This is a genomic window from Pseudomonas gorinensis (genome assembly GCF_042015035.1).
Taxonomy (GTDB): domain Bacteria; phylum Pseudomonadota; class Gammaproteobacteria; order Pseudomonadales; family Pseudomonadaceae; genus Aquipseudomonas; species Aquipseudomonas gorinensis.
In genome coordinates this window covers 5,092,325-5,113,034 of record NZ_CP167125.1, presented here as the reverse complement: position 1 = coordinate 5,113,034, position 20,710 = coordinate 5,092,325, and the positions used below count along the sequence as shown (strand labels likewise).

The window sequence follows — 20,710 nt, the reverse complement described above, 5'->3', positions numbered from 1 at the left end:
GGAGCAGCCATGCAAATTTCGATCAAGGAAAACGGCGGGCCGGCGTTTTTTCCGGGGCTGGCCAAACCTCGTACGGTGCAGCTGGACACGCTGCCCGAGCCGGACCAGCAGGAATTGCGGCAACTGATCGAGGCGTCAAACTTCTTTGAGTTGCCGCAAAGCACCGCGCCAGAACCCGGCAACCCAAGCCAGGTGCATTACACGTTGACCGTGACGGAAGGCGAGCGTGAGCACACGGTCTGCGTGCTGGCGCCGGTGAAGTCGCAGGCGCTGGATGGGCTGGTGCAGTGTGTGCGGCGGCATATTCGCTGTTGAGGCAGGCTCAGGGCCTGCCCGAACTTACTTGCGATCCAGCCAAACGGTCTGCGCGTTGCAGAACTCGCGCACGCCAAAGTGCGACAACTCGCGACCGAAGCCGCTCTTCTTCACGCCACCAAACGCCACCCGAGGGTCGGAGACGCTGAAAGCATTCACGAAGATCCCGCCGGTTTCCAGCTGGTTCGCAATGTCGCGGGCCTTGGCTGGATCCCTGGTGAAGATGCTCGCGGTGAGGCCGAACTCGCTGTCATTGGCCAGGGCCACGGCATGGTCGGCGTCGCGGGCGGTGATGATCGAGGCCACGGGACCGAACAGTTCCTCTTTGAACGAGGTCATCTGGTCGGTGACGTCGGCCAGTACGGTCGGCGCGTAGTAGTTGCCGGCGCCGGCTACTTTGTCGCCGCCCAGCAGCAGGGTCGCGCCTTGCGCCAGGGTCGCCTGGACCTGGGCGTGCAGTTCGTCGCGCAGGTCGAAGCGGGCCATGGGGCCGACGTAGGTGGCGGTCGAGGTCGGGTCGCCCATCACCAGGGCACGGCTGGCTTCGACAAACTTGGCGGTGAAGGCTTCCACCACACCCGCTTCGACGATCAGGCGCTTGGCGGCGGCGCAGACTTGGCCGCTGTTCTGGAAGCGGCCGATCACGGCGGCCTGGACGGCGGCATCGAGGTCGGCATCGTTGAGCACGATGAACGGATCGGAACCGCCCAATTCCAGTACGCATTTCTTCAGCGCGGCACCGGCCTGGGAGCCGATGGCCATGCCGGCACGCACGCTGCCGGTGAGGGTAACGGCGGCGATGCGCGGGTCGGCGATGGCTTTTGACACGCCTTCCTGGGTCACATTGAGCACTTCGAACAAGCCTTCGGCGAAGCCGGCTTTGTCGAACGCGGCTTTCATCAGGTAGGCGCTGCCCATGACATTCGGCGCGTGTTTGAGCACGTAGGTGTTGCCGGCGAGCAGCGTCGGCACCGCGCCGCGCAGGACTTGCCACACCGGGAAGTTCCACGGCATCACGGCCAGGATCGGGCCCAGCGGGCGGTATTCGATATGGGCGGTGCCGTTGTCCACCAGGGTCGGTTCCGGGGCGAGCATGGCCGGGCCGTGGGCCGCGTACCACTCGCTGAGCTGGGCGCATTTCTCGATTTCGGCACGGGCCTGGACGATGGGTTTGCCCATTTCCAAGGTGATCATCTGTGCCATCTCTTCGGCTTGATCACGCAGGGCAGCGGCCAGGGCCAGCAACAGGGCCGAGCGCTCGCTGACCGGCTGGCGGCGCCAGGTGCGGAAGGCGTGGGTGGCACGGTTGAGGGCGGCGTCCAACTGGGCTTCGGTTTCGTAGGGGTAGCTGCCGACCGTCGCCCCGGTAGTGGGGCTGATCGACAGGGCGTGGGTCTGGTGGGTGATAGCGTTCATGGCACCGTCCGGCTGAATGAGTGGATTGGGGTCAGCCTACGGGGCTGCATCTTTTCTGGAAACTGAATAATATTGAGCAATACGTTCACGATTGGAGAATGATTTGGACTTGGTGCAGCTGGAAATCTTCAAGGCCGTTGCCGAGCAAGGCAGCATCAGTGCCGCGGCGCAGTTGATTCATCGGGTGCCGTCGAACCTGACCACGCGCATCAAGCAACTGGAGCAGGATCTGGGCGTGGAATTATTCATCCGCGAGAAAAGCCGCCTGCGCCTGTCGCCAGCCGGGTGGAACTTCCTTGGCTATGCGCGGCGCATTCTTGACCTGGTGCAGGAAGCCCGCGCGACGGTGGCGGGGGAGGAGCCCCAGGGGGCATTTGCCCTCGGTTCGCTGGAGAGCACGGCCGCGGTGCGCATTCCGGCGTTACTGGCGGCGTACAACCAGAAGCACGCCAAGGTCGAGCTGGACCTGAGCACCGGGCCGTCCGGGACGATGATCGAAGGCGTGTTGTCGGGACGCCTGGCGGCGGCGTTTGTGGATGGGCCGGTATTGCATGCCACCCTGGAAGGCGTGGCGGTGTTCGAGGAAGAGATGGTGGTGATTGCGCCGTTGCACCATGCGCCGATCACCCGCGGGCAGGATGTGAACGGGGAGAGCATCTACACCTTTCGCTCCAACTGTTCCTACCGGCACCATTTCGAGCGGTGGTTCTCACAGGATGGCGCGGTGCCGGGCCGCATCTTCGAGATGGAGTCCTACCACGGCATGCTCGCCTGCGTCAGTGCCGGGGCCGGCCTGGCGCTGATGCCGCGCAGCATGCTGGAAAGCATGCCGGGGTTTACCACGGTGAGCGTGTGGCCGCTGACGGACAGTTTCCGCCTGTTGCACACCTGGCTGATCTGGCGACGGGGCACGGTGTCGCAGAGTTTGAACAGTTTTGTGAAGTTGCTGGAGGAGCGCGGCCACTGTAGGCGCGAGCTTGCTCGCGAAGGTCGTTAACGATAACGCGGGCATTCTGGATAAACGCGGTGTCCCTGCGTTTTTCGTGAGCAAGCTCGCTCCTACCACTGCGGGTCGTGTTCAGCCGCCGAATTGCAGGGTGCCCATGGCCAGTTTCGCCATGAGTGCCGTCGCGCCCAACTGCACCAGCCACAACGCCAGGCCACCCAGGAACACACCCAGCGCCACTTGCAGCACCAGGCTTTTCTGGCGCTTGGCTTGCGGCGCGCGCGGAGCGAAGTACTCCTGGTCGTCGGGATCGGCGTGCAGGTTCAGGTCGTCGTTTTTCATAGGGCTCTCACAGCAAAAGGGCAATCGGTGCTCAGTCTAGGGGAGCAGGGTATTTTCCGACAGGCATTAAAAAGGGAAGCCACGGCTTCCCTTCGTATAACGCCGTCAGGCTTATAGAACCTGAACAATCGCCTTTGTTACCGCACCGATGTTCGACTGGTTCAACGCCGCCACACAGATACGCCCGGTGTCCAGCGCGTAAATACCAAACTCGGTGCGCAAGCGGGTGACTTGCTCCACGGTCAGGCCCGAGTAGGAGAACATCCCACGCTGGCGGCCGACGAAGCTGAAGTCGTGGCCCGGAGCAGCCTTGGCCAGCTCGGCCACCATTTGCTCACGCATGCCACGGATGCGCAGGCGCATTTCGGCCAGCTCGGCTTCCCACTGGGCACGCAGTTCAGGGTTGTTCAGCACCGCCGCCACGATCGCTGCGCCGTGGGTCGGCGGGTTGGAGTAGTTGGTGCGGATCACGCGCTTGACCTGGGACAGGATGCGCGCGCTTTCTTCCTTGGACTCGCTGACGATCGACAGCGCGCCCACGCGTTCGCCATACAGCGAGAACGACTTGGAGAACGAGCTGGAGACAAAGAAGGTCAGGCCGGATTCCGCGAACAGGCGCACGGCAGCGGCGTCTTCGTGGATGCCGTCGCCAAAGCCCTGGTAAGCCATATCGAGGAACGGCACCAGGTTCTTGGCCTTGACCACGTCCAGCACGTGTTGCCAGTCCGCCGGGCTCAGGTCGACGCCGGTCGGGTTGTGGCAGCAGGCGTGCAGCACCACGATGGACTGCGGCGGCAGGGCGTTGAGGTCTTCGAGCAGGCCGGCACGGTTCACGTCGTGGGTGGCGGCGTCGTAGTAGCGGTAGGTCTGCACCGGGAAACCGGCTTTTTCGAACAGTGCCTGGTGGTTTTCCCAGCTGGGGTCGCTGATGGCAACCACGGCATTGGGCAGCAGTTGCTTGAGGAAGTCGGCGCCGATTCTCAGGGCACCGGTACCGCCGACGGCTTGCGCGGTGATGACGCGGCCGGCGCCCAGCAGTGGCGAATCAGCGCCAAACAGCAGTTTTTGCACGGCCTGGTCGTAGGCCACGATGCCGTCGATCGGCAAGTAGCCACGGGCAGCGTGTTGCGCCACGCGAATGGCTTCCGCTTCGGCAACGGCACGCAGGAGTGGAATCTTCCCCTCCTCGTTGCAGTAAACGCCCACGCCAAGGTTGACCTTGGTGGTTCGTGTATCGGCGTTGAATGCTTCGTTGAGGCCCAGGATAGGATCGCGTGGTGCCATTTCGACAGCGGAGAACAGGCTCATTTTTGCGGCAGCTCTATGGGGGAAAGGAGGGACGTGTCGCGCTCCAGCCGAATGCACTAGAGCGGTGCACAAACGGGGAGCTAGTATAGAGGCCATCACGCCTGAGGGCGACAGCCGAAACGGCTTTTCGGCCAAGTTTTTCGGTTTATTTGCCGACCGTTAGTCTTATTGCAACATTGGGGGGAAGGGCCATGTAGGAGGATTACCTTGAAACCCGTCACATTCGCCACCACTTCTACAGCTATCATGGTTTTTTCCTGCAACCTGCGATGAGAATTCGCGGGTTGCTGAGCTATTTCGTCCTCGGCGGTTGTCAGCCTGGGGTGACTTGAAAGAGGTACGTTATGTCGGATTTCCAGCTCGTCACCCGCTTTGAACCCGCCGGCGACCAGCCCGAAGCGATTCGCTTGATGGTCGAAGGCATCGAGGCCGGCCTGGCGCACCAGACGCTGCTCGGGGTGACCGGTTCGGGCAAGACCTTCAGCATTGCCAACGTGATCGCGCAGGTGAACCGCCCGACCTTGGTGCTGGCGCCGAACAAGACCCTGGCTGCGCAACTGTATGGCGAGTTCAAGGCGTTCTTCCCGAACAACGCGGTGGAGTACTTCGTTTCCTATTACGACTACTACCAGCCCGAAGCCTACGTGCCGTCCTCCGATACCTTTATCGAGAAGGATGCGTCGATCAACGACCATATCGAGCAGATGCGGTTGTCGGCGACCAAGGCGCTGCTGGAGCGCAAGGACGCGATCATCGTTACCACGGTGTCGTGCATCTACGGCCTGGGCAGCCCGGAAACCTACTTGAAGATGGTGCTGCACGTCGATCGCGGTGACAAACTTGACCAGCGTGAACTGCTGCGTCGCCTGACGAGCCTGCAATACACACGCAACGACATGGACTTTGCCCGCGCCACCTTTCGCGTGCGCGGCGATGTGATCGACATCTACCCGGCCGAATCCGACCTGGAAGCGATCCGCATCGAGCTGTTTGACGATGAAGTCGAGAGCCTGTCGGCGTTCGACCCGTTGACCGGCGAGGTGATCCGCAAACTGCCGCGCTTCACCTTTTATCCGAAAAGCCACTATGTGACCCCGCGCGAGACGTTGATGGGCGCCATCGAGGGCATCAAGGTCGAGTTGGCCGAGCGCCTTGAGTACCTGCGCGCCAACAATAAGCTGGTGGAAGCCCAGCGCCTTGAACAGCGCACCCGCTTCGACCTGGAGATGATCCTCGAGTTGGGCTACTGCAACGGCATCGAAAACTACTCGCGCTACCTCTCGGGCCGCGAATCCGGGGCGCCGCCGCCGACCCTCTACGACTACCTGCCGCCCGATGCGCTGCTGGTGATCGACGAATCCCACGTCAGCGTGCCGCAAGTGGGCGCCATGTATAAGGGCGACCGCTCGCGCAAGGAAACCCTGGTGGAATACGGTTTCCGCCTGCCGTCGGCGCTGGATAACCGGCCGATGCGCTTCGATGAATGGGAAAGTATCAGCCCCCAGACCATTTTCGTGTCGGCGACACCGGGGAACTACGAGGCCGAGCATGCCGGCCGCGTGATCGAGCAACTGGTGCGCCCGACAGGCCTGGTGGACCCACAGATCGAAATCCGCCCGGCGTTGACCCAGGTTGACGATCTGCTCTCGGAAATCACCAAGCGCGTGGCCCTGGAAGAGCGGGTGCTGGTCACCACGCTGACCAAGCGCATGTCCGAAGACTTGACCGACTACCTGGCCGACCACGGCGTACGGGTGCGTTACCTGCACTCGGACATCGACACCGTGGAGCGCGTGGAGATCATCCGCGACCTGCGCCTGGGCACCTTCGATGTATTGGTGGGGATCAACCTGCTGCGTGAGGGCCTGGATATGCCCGAGGTGTCGCTGGTGGCGATCCTGGACGCGGACAAGGAGGGCTTCCTGCGCTCCGAGCGTTCGCTGATCCAGACCATCGGCCGTGCGGCGCGTAACCTCAATGGTAGGGCGATTCTCTATGCAGATCGTATTACCGGCTCCATGGAACGGGCGATCGGCGAGACCGAGCGCCGCCGCGACAAGCAGATCGCCTTTAACCTGGCCAACGGCATTACGCCCAAGGGCGTGTTCAAGGACGTCGCCGACATCATGGAAGGCGCCACCGTGCCTGGCTCGCGCAGCAAAAAGCGCAAGGGCATGGCCAAGGCTGCCGAGGAAAGCGCCAAGTACGAAAACGAACTGCGCTCGCCGAGCGAGATCACCAAGCGGATTCGCCAGCTGGAAGAGAAGATGTACCAGCTGGCGCGGGATCTGGAGTTCGAGGCAGCGGCGCAGACGCGCGATGAGATCGGCAAGTTGCGTGAGCGGTTGCTGACGGTCTGATTTGCGCTGACTCAACCGGCCTCATCGGGGTGTAGAACCGTAGACATCGTTTACATCTGAAACCGGGGACATCGTTTACACATTTGAGGCTTGGACGCGGGTCGTACCTCGTCCAAGCCTCCCCAAGGGATAGTCACACAGGTACAAATCCCAGGCATCATCCTCAGCTTCTTTAAGCCCTATCCTTTCTCCGGATAGGGCCTCGCTGACAAATACCAACTTGCCATTCCACTTGATCGATCCATCCTGCCTGACGCTTCGCACCCGCATTTCTGCCGGATACTCCACATCGGGCAAGCATCCTGGGTACAGTCGGGTAGATGGTACGTACACCTCTCCCGGGCGCTTCATACCAAGCGCTTCATGAGGGCGTACGTAATTGAACTCATGTCGGAAATGTTCCAACAAAAGCTGCTGCTCGACCAAGTTGTTCCCTAGCGGTAGCTCAAGTTTCAGGCTGCGATGCATTCGTTCGTGTCGACCATTCTGGGCAGGTCTTCCTGGTATGGTGCGCTCGGGATAGATACCTAAACGGATCCACCAAACGGCCAGTGTGGACATTCTCGCCAAGCCAGGAGAGGCGAAGGGAACGCCATTGTCAGAACGAATGACTTCCGGCATGCCGTAATCCTGAAAAAGCCGCTCAAAGGTTTGTTTTACAGGCTGGGTCATGATTTTAGGATGAGCCCTGCAAGCCAGAATCAAACGGGATGCATGGTCTGTAACAGTCAGCGGGAAGCACATCTGGGCGTTGAGCATCTTGAATTGCCCTTTGTAGTCCACGCACCAGGTTTTGTTGGGGTCATTGGCCTCTCGCATTTCAATATGGGAGGTACCGTGCCGACGCTTGAACCGCCGTTTGCTGACCAGTCCAAGCCGATCCAGCCATTGGCCTGCTGTACTCGCAGAGGGCCATGCGATGGAGGGATCCTCGATTCGCAGTAGCTCGATAAGCTTCTTAGGTCCCCACTTATCGTGAGCTTCCTTCATGGCCACTACACGGGCCAAGATCTCATCGTCGGTCTTGTTGGGACTGTGATGAGGTCGTCGGGAAAGCTCGGACAACGACTTTAAATCGCCATCATACCGAGCAATCCATTTGTCTACCGTAGGCCGGCTCACGTTGAAACGACGCGCCAGCTGGGCTTTTGTGTAGTTGCCAGAAAGCCAGTTAGCAACCAGCTTGATTCGTTGATTCATGGGGGACTCTTGGTTCCAGGGCATGATCAGCTACCTCCTGATCATGCGTATTAACCTGTAAACCATGTCCCCGGTTAGAAATGTAAACGATGTCCCCGGTTTGTACCGGGGCAAGCCCCCTCCCACATTTGACTGCATTCTCATGCCGAGAACCGGTCCGGTGTGGGAGGGGGCTTGCCCCCGATGGCCGCGCCTCGGTTTTCCAGAAATCACCCAGGCTGTTACCATTCGCCCCTTGTTTCAATTTTCAGTTATATCGCCCATTCGAGACCTGCCATGACCACCGTCCGCACGCGCATCGCGCCATCGCCTACTGGGGATCCCCACGTCGGTACTGCCTACATCGCCTTGTTCAACTACTGCTTTGCCAAGCAGCATGGCGGTGAATTCATCCTGCGGATCGAAGACACCGATCAACTGCGTTCGACCCGTGAGTCGGAACAGCAGATTTTCGATGCCCTGCGCTGGTTGGGCATTACCTGGTCAGAAGGCCCGGACGTCGGCGGCCCGCATGGCCCGTACCGTCAGAGCGAGCGCAGCGACATCTACAAGCAGTACACCCAGCAATTGGTCGACATGGGCCATGCGTTCCCTTGTTTCTGCACCGCCGAAGAGCTCGATCAGATGCGCGCCGAGCAGCAGGCACGCGGTGAAACGCCACGTTACGACGGCCGTGCGCTGTTGTTGTCGAAAGAAGAAGTGGCCCGGCGCCTGGCGGCCGGCGAGCCCCATGTGATTCGCATGAAGGTGCCGAGCGAAGGCGTGTGCGTGGTGCCGGACATGTTGCGCGGTGACGTCGAGATCCCGTGGGACCGCATGGACATGCAAGTGCTGATGAAGACCGACGGCTTGCCGACGTACTTCCTGGCCAACGTTGTCGATGACCACCTGATGGGTATCACCCACGTGCTGCGCGGTGAGGAATGGCTGCCGTCGGCGCCGAAGTTGATTCTGCTCTACGAATACTTCGGCTGGGAACAACCGCAGCTGTGCTACATGCCGCTGCTGCGTAACCCGGACAAGAGCAAGCTGTCCAAGCGCAAGAACCCCACCTCGGTGACGTTCTACGAGCGCATGGGCTTTATGCCCGAAGCCATGCTCAACTACCTGGGCCGCATGGGCTGGTCGATGCCGGACGAGCGCGAGAAGTTCTCGTTGCAGGAAATGGTCGACAACTTCGACCTGTCCCGCGTTTCGCTGGGCGGGCCGATCTTCGATATCGAGAAATTGTCGTGGCTCAATGGCCAGTGGCTGCGTGACCTGCCGGTGGAAGAGTTCGCCAGCCGCGTGCAGCAGTGGGCGTTGAACCCTGAATACATGATGAAGATCGCACCGCTGGTGCAGGGCAGGGTGGAGACGTTCAGCCAGGTCGCACCGTTGGCCAGCTTCTTCTTTGCCGGTGGCGTGAGCCCGGATGCCAAGCTGTTTGAATCCAAGAAGCTTTCCGGTGACCAGGTTCGCCAGTTGATGCAGTTGATCCTGTGGAAGCTCGAAAGCCTGCGCCAGTGGGAGAAGGAGGCGATTACCGCGACGATCCAGGCGGTGGTTGAATCCCTCGAACTGAAATTGCGCGACGCCATGCCGCTGATGTTCGCCGCGATCACCGGCCAGGCCAGTTCGGTGTCGGTGCTTGATGCGATGGAAATTCTTGGCCCGGACCTGACGCGTTTCCGTCTACGCCAAGCCCTTGATTTGCTTGGCGGTGTGTCGAAGAAAGAAAACAAGGAATGGGAAAAGCTGCTGGGCGCTATCGCCTGAGTCAGCTGCTGTAGCGGCCAAACCCCGGTTTTCCGGGGTTTGTCTGGTAAGTGATTGTTATCCCGGCAAAAATTTTTAGAAATTGTTGAAAATAAATTTGACACCTTTCTAAAGCGCCATTAAGATTCGCCCCGTCCTCACCGATGAGGGGCTATAGCTCAGCTGGGAGAGCGCTTGCATGGCATGCAAGAGGTCAACGGTTCGATCCCGTTTAGCTCCACCAATTTACAGGTTCAAGGTCTGGCCACACCGTCCTTGAATCGATCAGTCCTCAGCGCTGATCAGTTGTACAGAAGGTTTTGTCCCCTTCGTCTAGTGGCCTAGGACACCGCCCTTTCACGGCGGTAACAGGGGTTCGAGTCCCCTAGGGGACGCCAATGCGGGAATAGCTCAGTTGGTAGAGCACGACCTTGCCAAGGTCGGGGTCGCGAGTTCGAGTCTCGTTTCCCGCTCCAATTTTTAAGCAGTGTTGCCCTCGGGCGGCACTGAGTGAAACCAGGACCACATCTTCGGGTGAGGCCTCTGGGCACTGGAATACACACCATGTGTTTCAGTAGCGTGTCCCCTTCGTCTAGTGGCCTAGGACACCGCCCTTTCACGGCGGTAACAGGGGTTCGAGTCCCCTAGGGGACGCCACGATTACCCGCTCTGCGGGATTTTTAAGGGTCATTCAATTATTGAATGGCCCTTTTGTTTGTCTGGCGTTTGGGTTTCTGCCCTCTGGCCTGTTCTATTTGCCCTGACTCTTATTCCAACGTTTTGCAGGCGGCCGGTTCGGACGGGCGGTCATGCTTCTCGCTTGCGAAATATTATTATGGTAATAATATTCAACCCATGAACGACGGAGGCACACGATGAGCGATAAAAAAGCGCAAACCCGCGAACGCATTCTGCAGGCCGCCAGTGCCGCGTTGGTCCAGCGTGGCCCGGCCGAGCCGAGCGTGGGGGAAGTCATGGGCGCGGCGGGGCTGACGGTGGGTGGGTTTTACGCACATTTTGAAAGCAAGGATGCGCTGATGCTGGAGGCCTTCAGTCAACTGCTGGCCCAGCGTCGAGCTTCGATCGACGACATGGACGAGCAACTGACCGGTGAAGAGCGTCGTGCGCTGGTGGCCGCGTTCTACCTGTCGCGCAAACACCGCGACTCGACGGCCAAAGCCTGCCCCATCCCGGCGACGGTGGGCGAGATGAGCCGCCTGCCGGACCAATTTCGCCAGGTGCTCAATGAGCATGTGGAGTTGATGGCCGCACAGTTGGCCGCCAGCCCGGAAGATACCGACAAAGCCTTGGCAGACATGGCCTTGATGATTGGTGGCCTGGCCCTGGCTCGTGCGCTTGGGCCGGGTGAATTGTCGGATCGTGTATTGCGTGCTGCCAAGTCGGCAGTGCGCTGAAAAGGGGGTTGCATAATGGGCGCATTCACATGGATTCGTAGCGTCAACGGCACCTTGGGGCGCCTGGCGCCGCACACGGTGGCCAGTAAAATGCGCCGGGTCTTCATGACCCCGCGAGACCTGCCGCCGCGTGATTGGGAATTGCCGCTGCTGGCCCAGTCGGAGCGCATCACCTTGCGTTTCGGCCTGTCGGCGCTGCGTTGGGGCCAAGGGCCGGCGGTGTTGCTGATGCACGGTTGGGAAGGGCGGCCGACGCAATTCGCCAGCTTGATCACGGCGTTGGTGGGCAACGGCTATTCGGTGATTGCCCTCGATGGCCCGGCCCATGGTCGTTCGCCGGGGCGTGAGGCCCATGTGCTGTTGTTCGCCCGCGCCATGCTGGAGGCGGCGGCCGAGTTGCCGCCCTTGCACGCGGTGGTTGGCCATTCCATGGGCGGCGCCAGTGCGATGCTGGCGGTGCAGTTGGGGTTGCGCACTGAAGCGCTGGTGAGCATTGCGGCGCCGTCGCGCTTCCTGGATGTGCTGCGCGGCTTTGCCGGAATGGTCGGTTTGCCGTCGCGGGCCCGCTCGGCGTTTATCCAGGAAGTGGAACTGACGTTCGGCATGCCGCTCAAGCACTTGGATGTCGCCCACTACCAGATGAATATCCCTGGCCTGATCGTTCACGCCGAAGACGATACCTTCGTTCCGGTCAACGCCTCGCAAGCTATCCATGACGCCTGGTTCGACAGCCGCCTGCTGCGCCTGGAACACGGCGGGCACCAGAAAGTTCTGGCTGATCCGCGTGTGATCGAAGGCGTGCTGGATCTGTTGGCAGGCCGTCGTTTACAGGAGCGCCAGACCGCCTGATACACTGCCGTGCCGACATCAATCGACTGGAGCAAGGCATGGGCTGGGATTTGGCAACGCCGTTTATCATCGACCTGCAGGTGGCCCCTGAGGACATTGACGGCCTGGGGCACGCCAACAACGCGGTGTACGTCGCCTGGCTGGAACGCTGCGCCTGGCGCCACTCCCAGCGCCTGGGGCTGGACCTGACCGAGTATCGTCGCCTGGACCGTGCCATGGCCGTGGTGCGCCATGAGATCGATTACCTGGCGGCCGGCTATGAGGGCGACGAGCTGCAACTGGCGACCTGGATCGTCGATTGGGACCAGCGCCTGAAAATGACCCGGCGCTTCCAGCTCGTCCGGCCCCGTGACGGCGCGACCTTGCTGCGCGCGCAAACCACCTTCGTCTGCATTGAACTGTCCACGGGCAAGCCCAAGCGTATGCCGACAGAGTTTCTCGACGGTTATGGCCCCGCCCTGACAGGGGGTTAACGGTTGCGCTGGGAAACCCAGTAAACTGCGCCACGATTTTTGTTGAGTGTTTTCCATGCAAATTGCCTTGGCGCCCATGGAGGGGTTGGTCGACAACATCCTGCGGGACGTGTTGACCCGCGTGGGCGGTATCGACTGGTGCGTGACCGAATTCATCCGCGTCAACGACCGCCTGCTCACCCCCGCCTATTTCCATAAGCTCGCTCCGGAACTGCTGCAAGGCGCCCATACGGCTGCCGGTGTGCCGCTGCGTGTGCAATTGCTTGGCTCCGACCCGGTATGCCTGGCCGAAAACGCAGCCCTGGCCTGCGAGCTCGGTTCGCAAGTGATCGACCTGAACTTCGGCTGTCCGGCCAAGACCGTCAATAAGTCGCGCGGCGGTGCGGTGCTGCTCAAGGAGCCGGAGCTGCTCAATCAGATCGTCGAGCACGTACGCCGAGCAGTTCCTGCTCATATCCCGGTGACCGCCAAGATGCGCCTGGGCTTCGACAGCCCGGACGGCGCGTTGGTGTGCGCCACTGCCCTGGCCGAAGGTGGCGCGGCGCATATCGTGGTGCATGCGCGCACCAAGACCGATGGCTACAAGCCCCCGGCCCACTGGGAGTGGATCCCGCGGGTGCAGGATGTGGTCAAGGTGCCGGTGTTCGCCAACGGGGATATCTGGAGCGTCGAAGACTGGAAGCGTTGCCGCGAAGTCAGCGGCGCTGAAGACATCATGCTCGGTCGTGGCCTGGTAGCGCGCCCTGACCTGGCTCGGCAGATTGCCGCGGCGCGGGCGGGCGAAGACGTGGTGGAAATGACTTGGGCGCAGTTGCAGCCCTTGCTTCAGGACTTCTGGGTCCAGTCGGTCGCCCAGTTGACCGAACGCCAGGCGCCAGGCCGTTTGAAGCAGTGGCTGGCGATGCTGACGCGTAATTACCCCGAAGCTGTCGAGCTGTTTACGGCCCTGCGCCGCGAGACCGGGTTGGAGCAGGTGAGTCGCCTGCTGAATATGCCCCATCCTGAGTCATGCAGTAACGCTTGAGTGTTTGTTGAGGACCGCTGGGGCCACGCGTCAGCGTTTATTGTATTTCAACGTAAATGCTCCGTACCGAAAAGTACGGGGCATTTTGTGTTTGTGGGCGGTAGGGATTCACTCGGTACCCCCAGCGGTAGTGGGGTATTTGGGTGAGGGAGAGGGTGTTTCAATATTGGGCGGTAACATTGAGTAAAGTGCACGGTATTCCAGATTCAAAATAAAATGGCATGTAAGGTTTTTTGTGTTTTTCATTTTTTAATGTGAATGAATGATTGGGTTGCTTGATGTTATTCCCGTGGGCGCGGAATAACACAATAGACGGTGTTGTGGTCTCTGGAATTATGTCGGTGATTGACGTGTTGCGCGGTTTATTAGCGTGTGTGTCCTGTAAGGGCATGTCGGGCCCGTTTGATGCGCGGCATTCCTCTGGAAGTCATGGGGAAAAGTCTGAAGATTCAGTTTGGTTTCCTTATATGAAGCGCGATTTCAGGAACTCGATGGCGTGATGTTCCACGAATGTAATGACTGTGAAGCAACGCCGTTGTTCGCAGCCCCTACAGACTATCGCTTCCCTGGCCAACTAACGTACGTCAGGCCGCGCTGAATAAGGAACTTGCTAATGTCGCTATCGATCAATAACTCCCCCTTTGTCAATGTTGATAAGTCGGTCTATGACCGTAGCCCAGCTTCAGCCGATGTCAATAAAAGTGCGCTGCCTGCCAAGGCAGATACTCGGGCGCCGGTTCGCAGTGACTGTTTCCAAGTTGCGCCCAATAACGTGATAGTCAATGGCGGTGCACTCACCAAGTTGTTTGACATGTTTGATATGGTCTTCAGGGCCATGCGCGAGGTGCTTTCCGGAAGAAACATAGCCGCTGATGTACTGCCCCAGTCGGGGCAATTGCCGGGCGTTAAGCCGGACGCGCGCCAGCTGCCTGTGACCCCTGACAAGGGCAACCTGCCGTTGAAACCACAGCAGCGGGACTTGCCAGGCGTGAAGCTGCCGATGGAGCCTCGGTACGTTGATCCGGCATGGGTGCGGCCTGACGAGCACGAGCACGAGCCGCATGAGGAACTGGTTTTACCTCCCCACATCAGCGTGAACAACGATGCCAAGGCCAATGTGCATGTGAACGTGAACGTCGGCCATTGCCATTGCCCGGATACGCAGTCGTTACCGGACGGCGGGTTGAAGCCGCGGGTGCTGCCGGACGTGCCCAAGCCCGTCGTGGAACCCAGGCTGAATGTGAAACCCTGGGTAACGCCCCGCCCCAAGCCCGAGGTCAAGCCAGGCGTAACGCCAAGCCCACGGCCTGAGGTCGAGCTGAATGTGAAACCCTGGGTAACGCCCCGTCCCAAGCCCGAGGTCAAGCCAGGCGTAACGCCAAGCCCACGGTCTGAGGTCAAGCTGAACATGAACCCCGACACAACACCCAGCCCGAAGCCTGAAGTCCAGTCGGATGTAAAACCCAACGTAACGCCGACGCCTGAGGTCACGCCACAGCCGGCACCTCCTGTTACCCCGGACTTAACCAGCCCAGCCCCTACGGATAATCGATTCGACCCCAGGAGTTGGCGGTTCGCGCCGCGTCCGAAGTTCATGTCCTGACCTGACTTACTTGATCTCGATACTTTGAATAGAGCACGTACTTCCTGAACTTAACCGTTTAGCGAAGTACCTGCTCGTGGAGGGCTGCATGTCGTGTTGTTCAATTAATAATATTGCGCGTGTCGGGGATATGCGCCAGGTACTGCCTACGGATTCTCTGAGTGTCAGTAATGACTCAACCCCGCCATCCACTAGTGCCGGGCAGGGTGTTCGTTTCGCGCCCACTGCGCAGGGAAGTACGATGGGAGTGGGTGATAATTCAGACGCTATCCAGACAATGGTGGCGCTGTTTTCCTCATTTTTTACTCAACTGATTAACCTGCTATCGGATAGAAAAGACAAAACAGTCCCCGATGTACTGCCTCCGCGCCCCGAGGTGGCACCGCGAGTGGTACCAGAACCTGTGGCGCCACGGCCGGCGCCAGCGGTGTATATCCCAGGCCTTTCGAATAAGCGAAACGGCGCCAAGCCGGACAATATCTGGAGCGGGTTTCGCCAGGGGCCCGACGGCAACTGTGTGACGGTATCGGCCATCAAGGCGGCGATGTATCGATTCGGCCAAAGCCCCACGGATATTTTCAAAGAGGTGCAAAAAACGGGCGATGGTTATCACGTGGTCATGCGTGATGACTTCCGGCTTACCCTGAGTGATCGTGAATTGATTGAAGGTGCGCGGGGCGCGAAGTTTGCCGGTACCGACAGAGGCATGCTTCAGGATGCGCAGTTTCTCTTCGCCGTCAGTGCCAAGCGGGCACAGATGGAAAACAACGATCGCACGGCGGGCCGCAGTTATCAGGCTGCGATCCGCAGTTTGAATGATGGCGAGGATGAGACCGGGCCTGGGGAGGGTTTTTTGCGACTGGGATTAAGGAAACACATGAAGCGCGTCCACGTCAGTGAACTCGCTCGCGGCCAACTGGGGATGTGCAATCGAACCGGGCATTCGGTGGCGGTCATCAATGGGCGGGAGGAGTTATGGGGCAGCCCGGGCTGGGCGCCAACCCACGGTGATGCTGTAGCGCTTATGTGACTGACGTGAATGGAAGAACGCAGCAGCCCTCTGGGGCGTACTCGATCAACGCTGGGGTGGTGTGCGTGCGTCCTGGCTGCGCGTTCTGCGGTTTAGATAAACATCAGGAATCCAGTGGATGAATATCTCGGTATTGGCTCGTCCGGTGACCCCGATGGGTGTGCAAGGCCAGGGCTTGTCGGAATCTTCTTCGAAGCATGCAGGGGAAAAGCCCGCCGACATCGCCCGGGCATTTAACGCGACGCAACGTCGGTTCGGCGAGCATTTTGATTGCAGCAGCCATGCGGCGGTCATCAAGTTGATGATGATGACCTTCGGACAACATCCTGCCGGGATGTTCAACGAGGTCAAGCGTTCAGGTGATGGCTATGAAGTCACGATGAAGGATGAATTCAAGGTTCGTCTTTCGCGCCAGGAAATGGAACAGGCGGCGCAGGCCTCACGCTTTGCCGGTGAGGACGACGGTGCGGTCAGGGATGCCAACTTTGTGTTCGCCGCCTTTGTGAAACGCAAGCAGATGACCCAAGGCTACTCGACGTTTGGCGCGGCCTTGTCAAAGACCGTCGAGGGCGAGACGCTCAAGCGGTGCTTGCAGGGCATGGGGGTGTACGGCCTTTCGCAGTTTGTCTCGTCGAACGACATGAAGCTCAACGGGGCGGTGGGCGTTATGCAGACGCATGACTTTGGTGCCGTGTTAGTCAAAGAGGGGGGCAGGCATCAGGACTACGGGTATGTATTGTTTGACGATAGGAAACCGCTGCGCAGCGATGCCCAGGCGGTGTCCCATGAGGGCGAAAACCCGTCGCCTGCGCAAATCTGGGAGGGGTTCTATCAAGGTGCGGAAGGTAATTGCGTCACCGTTTCAGCGATCAAGGCGGCCCTGATGCGCTTCGGGCAGGACTCCCAGGGTATCTATAAGCACATTCACCTCACCCCGGATGGCTTTGACGTGACCATGCGGGATTCCTTCAGGCTGCAATTGAGCCATGATGAAGTCAGCCAGGCGACACAAGCCTCGAACTTTCGTGGCGCCCACCCGCAATTGCTGAGCTATGCGAACTTTTTGTACGCCGTCAGCGCCAAGCGCGCGCAATTGGAGAATAACGATTCGCGGGCCGGGCAGGGTTATGCGGTGGCTTTGGAAACCCTCAACGACGGGGAAACGCCAGGGGAGGCGCTGCGGCGTCTCGGGCTGTTTGGCTATATGCGCGAAAGTACTGTTGAGGAGCTGGCAAACGGTGCGATCGGTACCCTGGCGGACCGTTTCCATTCGGTCGCGGTGGTCAACGGTGCGGTTGACTACTATGGGCAAAAGCACCGCCTGGCGTCATCGCGATGGATGAATACCGGGTTGCGGGCCTTGAAGCTGGCGTGAGGGCTATTCCAGCAACCGTCTGAACGCTTCGATCGGCAATGGCCGGCTGTGCAAATACCCTTGGAACAAATGGCATCCCAGCTTTTGCAGGAACGCCAGTTGCTCCGCGGTCTCCACCCCTTCGGCGATGACTTCCAGGTTCAGGCTGCGGGCCATGGCCACGATGGCACGGATGATTTCCGCGTCGTTGGGGTCGTGGGTGGCATCGCGGACAAAGGACTGATCGATCTTCAGCGCATCCACCGGCAGGCGCTTGAGGTAAGTCAGGGAGGAATAACCGGTGCCGAAATCGTCCATGGCAAAGCTGACGCCGAGTTTTTTCAGGCGGCGCATCTTGGCCACGGTGTCTTCCAGGTTCTGGATCACGATGCCTTCGGTGATTTCCAGTTTCAGCAGGCTGTGGGGCAGTTGATGTTGCTTGAGGCTGTGCTCCACCCGTTCGACAAAATCGGCCTGGCGAAACTGCCGGGGGCTGATGTTCACGCACAGGCTGAAGTTCAGCGGGTCTACCAGACCTTCGGTAATCAGTTGCTGAAACGCGGCGCAGGCTTCATCGAGGATCCAGGTGCCCACTTCGAGGATCAGGCCACTGTCTTCCAGGACCTTGATAAATTCCGATGGCGACTGTGCGCCCAGCTGCGGATGCTGCCAGCGCACCAGGGCCTCGGCACCGACAATCTTGTTGCCGCGCGCATCCACCTGGGGCTGGTAATGCACGCTGAATTCGCCGCGTGACAGGGCCAGGCGCAGGTCGGTTTCCATGCGCAGCCGCTCGCTGGCGGTCTTCTGCATGCTGTTGTGGAACATCTGCGTGGTGTTGCGCCCGGAATCCTTGGCGCGATACAGGGCGATGTCGGCACGCTTGAGCAGGTCCGCCGGGGTCGAGCCATGGTCGGGAATCAGCGCTACGCCAATGCTTGGCGTGACTTGCAGCCGATGGCCGTCGAGGAACATCGGTTCCGAGAGCAGTTCGCGCAGGGTATCGGCCAGTTCCTGTACCTGGGCGCTGACTGCCGTGCGGGTGCCGTCCAGGCCGCTGAGCAGCACCACGAATTCATCGCCTCCCAGGCGCGCCACGGTGTCTTCCATGCGCACGCTGGCTTCCAGGCGGGCAGTGACGATTTTCAATACGGTGTCGCCCACCGGATGGCCGAGGGAGTCATTGATGTGCTTGAAGTGATCGAGGTCGAGAAACAGCAGGGCGCCGCGCAAATTATGGCGCTTGAGCAAGGCAATCTGTTGGCTCAGCCGGTCCATCAGCAAGGCGCGGTTGGGCAGGTTGGTCAGCGGGTCGTGATAGGCCAGGTGGCGAATCTGAGCCTGCGCATTTTTCAGCAGGCTCACGTCCCGAGCGGTCAGCAGCAGGCACGGGGTTTCATTGAGGGTGATCGGTTCGACCGACACTTCCACCGCCAATACCTCGCCGCGCTTGTTGTGCCAGAGCATTTCCAGGTGATGGATGCGGCCCTTGAGCTGCAATTCGGCCAGCAGCGCGGCGCGTTGTTTTTCATCGGCCCAGATGCCGATCTGGTAGAGCGTCAGGCCGATGGCTTCTTCGGCGCGAAAACCGGTCAGGCGGCAGAAGCCATCGTTGACTTCCACATAGCGGCCGGTGTCGCGCTCGGTGATGGAAATCGCGTCGGGGCTGGAGTGGAATGCCTTGGCGAATTTTTCTTCGCTGGCCTTCAGCGCGGCTTCCGAGCGTTGCTGCTGGGTGATGTCCCGCAGCGTCGTGACGATGCACGGCTGGTCGCCGACCTTGATCAGTCGGCTGGAAATCACGCACGTCAGGCTTTGGCCGTCCTTGTGGTGCACCACGATGGCGACATTGTTCAGCGCCTGATCGCGTATGACTTGTTCGATTCGTTGTAGGCGCTTGCTCGACTCATCCCACAGGCCGATCTGTTCGGCGCTCTTGTCGATCACCTCGGCGGCCGTGAAGCCAAAGGTCTGGGTGAAGGCCGGGTTGATTTCGATAAACGCGCCACTTTCCAGGCAGGTGACGCAAATCGGGTCGGGGCTGGCCTGGAACAGGCTGGCGAATTTTTCTTCGGAGGCGGTCAGCCGTTGTTCGCGTTCGACCTGGTCGGTGATATCCAGCAGGGTGCCGGCCATGCGCAGCGGAGCGCCTTTTTCGTCGCGGTACAGGCGCGCGCGGCTTTCCAGGTAGCGTGAGCTGCCGTCTTCCAGTTGCACGCGGTAAGTCAGTTGATAATTGCCGGCCGGGCCTTCGCGCAGGGTGCGGTAGGCGTTGCGCATGTTCTCGCGCTCTTCCTTGGGCATGCCCTCGAAAAATGCCTCGAAGGATTCATGGAAGGGCTCGGCCGGCAGGCCATGCAGCTGGGCGGCACGGGCTGAGCCGTAGAGCATGCCGCTGGGGATATGCCAATCCCAGGTGCCCAACTGCGCCGAGTCCAGCGCCAGGTCGAGGCGTTCCTGGCTGTCCTTGAGGGCCTGCTCGGCGTTTTTGCGTTCGGTGGTGTCGAGGAAGGTGCTGAGCAAATAGGCCTCGCCCTCCAGCTCGACCTTTTGCGCGCTGAGGGTGCCATCGTGGATCTGTCCACTGCTGGCGCAGAACTGTACTTCCATGGTGATGGGTTCACCTTTGCGCTGGGTCGCCTTGACCAGTTGCGCGCGTTGCTCGGGATGGCGCCACAGGCCCAGTTCCAGGGTGGTGCGGCCTATCGCTTCGGCCAATGGCCAGCCGAACAGCATCTGGAAATACTGGTTGGCCTCGCTGATCAGGCCATCCGACTGGCGGGTCAGCAGGACCATGTTCGGGCACAGGTGAAACAGCGTCGCGAAGCGCTTTTCGGAGTGGCTGAGGGCGTGTTCCCGTTCGCGTTGGCGGGTGGTCTCGCGGATCACCCCGATCATGCGGCGCCGGCCGGCCTTGTCCGGTGCCAGGCTGCCGTTGATCTCCAGCCAGTGGTGGCTGCCATCCGGCCATTGGATGTGGTGGTGCATGGCCTGTTCGAACGGCTCGCCGGCCAGCACCGCGTGGAAGGCCCGAACGACCCGGGCGCGATCCTGCGGTGCCAGCAGGTCAAGGTAATCCACGTCCCTGGGCAGCGGCTGGTGGGGGTCGAAGCCAAACAGCGCCTGGGTGCCCCGGGACCAACTGATCCGGCCGGTTTCGATTTCCCAGCACCACGCTCCCAGCCGTGCGGCGTTCAGAGCTGCCAGCAACTGCGGAGCGCTGTCCCAGCTTCGTTCCGCCTCTTGAGGGTCAAGGGCGTAGATGCGGGGTAGGGGTGGCACGGAATCGACGGGGTTGCGCATTATCAAAGGGCCTTGGCTCGATGGGCAAACAGCGC

General features: G+C 60.4%; 16 protein-coding genes and 4 tRNA genes. 15 read left to right on the top strand and 5 right to left on the bottom strand.

Going from position 1 to position 20,710, the window contains the following annotated elements:
- The first annotated feature begins 9 nt into the window (after nt 1–9).
- Nucleotides 10–315, top strand: coding sequence for a protealysin inhibitor emfourin (locus AB7933_RS23135; protein ID WP_024076525.1), 306 nt, complete (start codon nt 10–12; stop codon nt 313–315).
- A gap of 24 nt (nt 316–339) precedes the next feature.
- On the opposite strand, the gene AB7933_RS23130 is transcribed toward AB7933_RS23135, so the two are convergent.
- The gene (locus AB7933_RS23130; protein ID WP_024076524.1) at nt 340–1,731 is read right to left on the bottom strand and encodes an aldehyde dehydrogenase family protein; all 1,392 of its coding nucleotides are present in this window, start codon (nt 1,729–1,731) and stop codon (nt 340–342) included.
- Between the two features lie 103 nt (nt 1,732–1,834).
- Between AB7933_RS23130 and ptrR the strand changes: the two genes are divergently transcribed.
- Complete coding sequence (ptrR, locus tag AB7933_RS23125) at nt 1,835–2,728, top strand: putrescine utilization regulator PtrR (protein WP_024076523.1); 894 nt, start codon at nt 1,835–1,837, stop codon at nt 2,726–2,728.
- 81 nt (nt 2,729–2,809) lie between these two features.
- Here ptrR and AB7933_RS23120 read toward each other — a convergent pair whose 3' ends face one another.
- Both AB7933_RS23120 and AB7933_RS23115 read right to left on the bottom strand, forming a co-directional pair.
- Nucleotides 2,810–3,019, bottom strand: coding sequence for a hypothetical protein (locus AB7933_RS23120; protein WP_024076522.1), 210 nt, complete (start codon nt 3,017–3,019; stop codon nt 2,810–2,812).
- 111 nt (nt 3,020–3,130) lie between these two features.
- Entirely contained in the window at nt 3,131–4,327 is a 1,197-nt protein-coding gene (locus AB7933_RS23115; RefSeq protein ID WP_024076521.1) for an amino acid aminotransferase, read from the bottom strand.
- Nucleotides 4,328–4,671: 344 nt separating this feature from the next.
- Here AB7933_RS23115 and uvrB point away from each other — a divergent pair, with 344 nt between their 5' ends.
- A complete protein-coding gene (uvrB, locus tag AB7933_RS23110) occupies nt 4,672–6,687 on the top strand; it encodes an excinuclease ABC subunit UvrB (protein ID WP_024076520.1) in 2,016 nt (671 codons plus the stop codon).
- Nucleotides 6,688–6,762: 75 nt separating this feature from the next.
- On the opposite strand, the gene AB7933_RS23105 is transcribed toward uvrB, so the two are convergent.
- The gene (locus AB7933_RS23105) at nt 6,763–7,911 is read right to left on the bottom strand and encodes an integrase core domain-containing protein (protein WP_024074889.1); all 1,149 of its coding nucleotides are present in this window, start codon (nt 7,909–7,911) and stop codon (nt 6,763–6,765) included.
- 252 nt (nt 7,912–8,163) lie between these two features.
- Between AB7933_RS23105 and gltX the strand changes: the two genes are divergently transcribed.
- The 12 genes from gltX to AB7933_RS23045 all read left to right on the top strand — a co-directional run bounded on the left by gltX (nt 8,164) and on the right by AB7933_RS23045 (nt 17,393).
- Entirely contained in the window at nt 8,164–9,645 is a 1,482-nt protein-coding gene (gene gltX / locus AB7933_RS23100; RefSeq protein ID WP_024076519.1) for a glutamate--tRNA ligase, read from the top strand.
- Between the two features lie 147 nt (nt 9,646–9,792).
- Nucleotides 9,793–9,868 (top strand) — tRNA-Ala (locus tag AB7933_RS23095).
- Between the two features lie 78 nt (nt 9,869–9,946).
- Nucleotides 9,947–10,022: transfer RNA gene (locus AB7933_RS23090), tRNA-Glu, on the top strand.
- Nucleotides 10,023–10,024: 2 nt separating this feature from the next.
- Nucleotides 10,025–10,100 (top strand) — tRNA-Gly (locus AB7933_RS23085).
- 105 nt (nt 10,101–10,205) lie between these two features.
- Nucleotides 10,206–10,281 (top strand) — tRNA-Glu (locus AB7933_RS23080).
- 218 nt (nt 10,282–10,499) lie between these two features.
- On the top strand, nt 10,500–11,039 hold the full coding sequence (locus AB7933_RS23075) for a TetR/AcrR family transcriptional regulator (RefSeq protein WP_024076518.1): 540 nt from the start codon (nt 10,500–10,502) through the stop codon (nt 11,037–11,039).
- A gap of 15 nt (nt 11,040–11,054) precedes the next feature.
- Entirely contained in the window at nt 11,055–11,888 is an 834-nt protein-coding gene (locus AB7933_RS23070; protein ID WP_024076517.1) for an alpha/beta hydrolase, read from the top strand.
- 38 nt (nt 11,889–11,926) lie between these two features.
- Nucleotides 11,927–12,361 (top strand): acyl-CoA thioesterase, encoded by a 435-nt coding sequence (locus tag AB7933_RS23065; protein WP_024076516.1) that lies wholly within the window; start codon nt 11,927–11,929, stop codon nt 12,359–12,361.
- A gap of 55 nt (nt 12,362–12,416) precedes the next feature.
- Nucleotides 12,417–13,385 carry a tRNA dihydrouridine synthase gene (locus AB7933_RS23060; RefSeq protein WP_024076515.1) on the top strand — a complete coding sequence of 323 codons (969 nt, stop codon included), beginning with the start codon at nt 12,417–12,419 and terminating at the stop codon, nt 13,383–13,385.
- A 613-nt stretch (nt 13,386–13,998) separates the two neighbouring features.
- On the top strand, nt 13,999–14,988 hold the full coding sequence (locus AB7933_RS23055) for a hypothetical protein (RefSeq protein ID WP_024076514.1): 990 nt from the start codon (nt 13,999–14,001) through the stop codon (nt 14,986–14,988).
- Nucleotides 14,989–15,229: 241 nt separating this feature from the next.
- Entirely contained in the window at nt 15,230–16,018 is a 789-nt protein-coding gene (locus AB7933_RS23050) for a hypothetical protein (protein WP_024076513.1), read from the top strand.
- 154 nt (nt 16,019–16,172) lie between these two features.
- Complete coding sequence (locus tag AB7933_RS23045; RefSeq protein WP_256335290.1) at nt 16,173–17,393, top strand: hypothetical protein; 1,221 nt, start codon at nt 16,173–16,175, stop codon at nt 17,391–17,393.
- A gap of 3 nt (nt 17,394–17,396) precedes the next feature.
- Here AB7933_RS23045 and AB7933_RS23040 read toward each other — a convergent pair whose 3' ends face one another.
- Nucleotides 17,397–20,675, bottom strand: coding sequence for an EAL domain-containing protein (locus AB7933_RS23040; RefSeq protein ID WP_024076511.1), 3,279 nt, complete (start codon nt 20,673–20,675; stop codon nt 17,397–17,399).
- Nucleotides 20,676–20,710 lie beyond the last annotated feature (35 nt).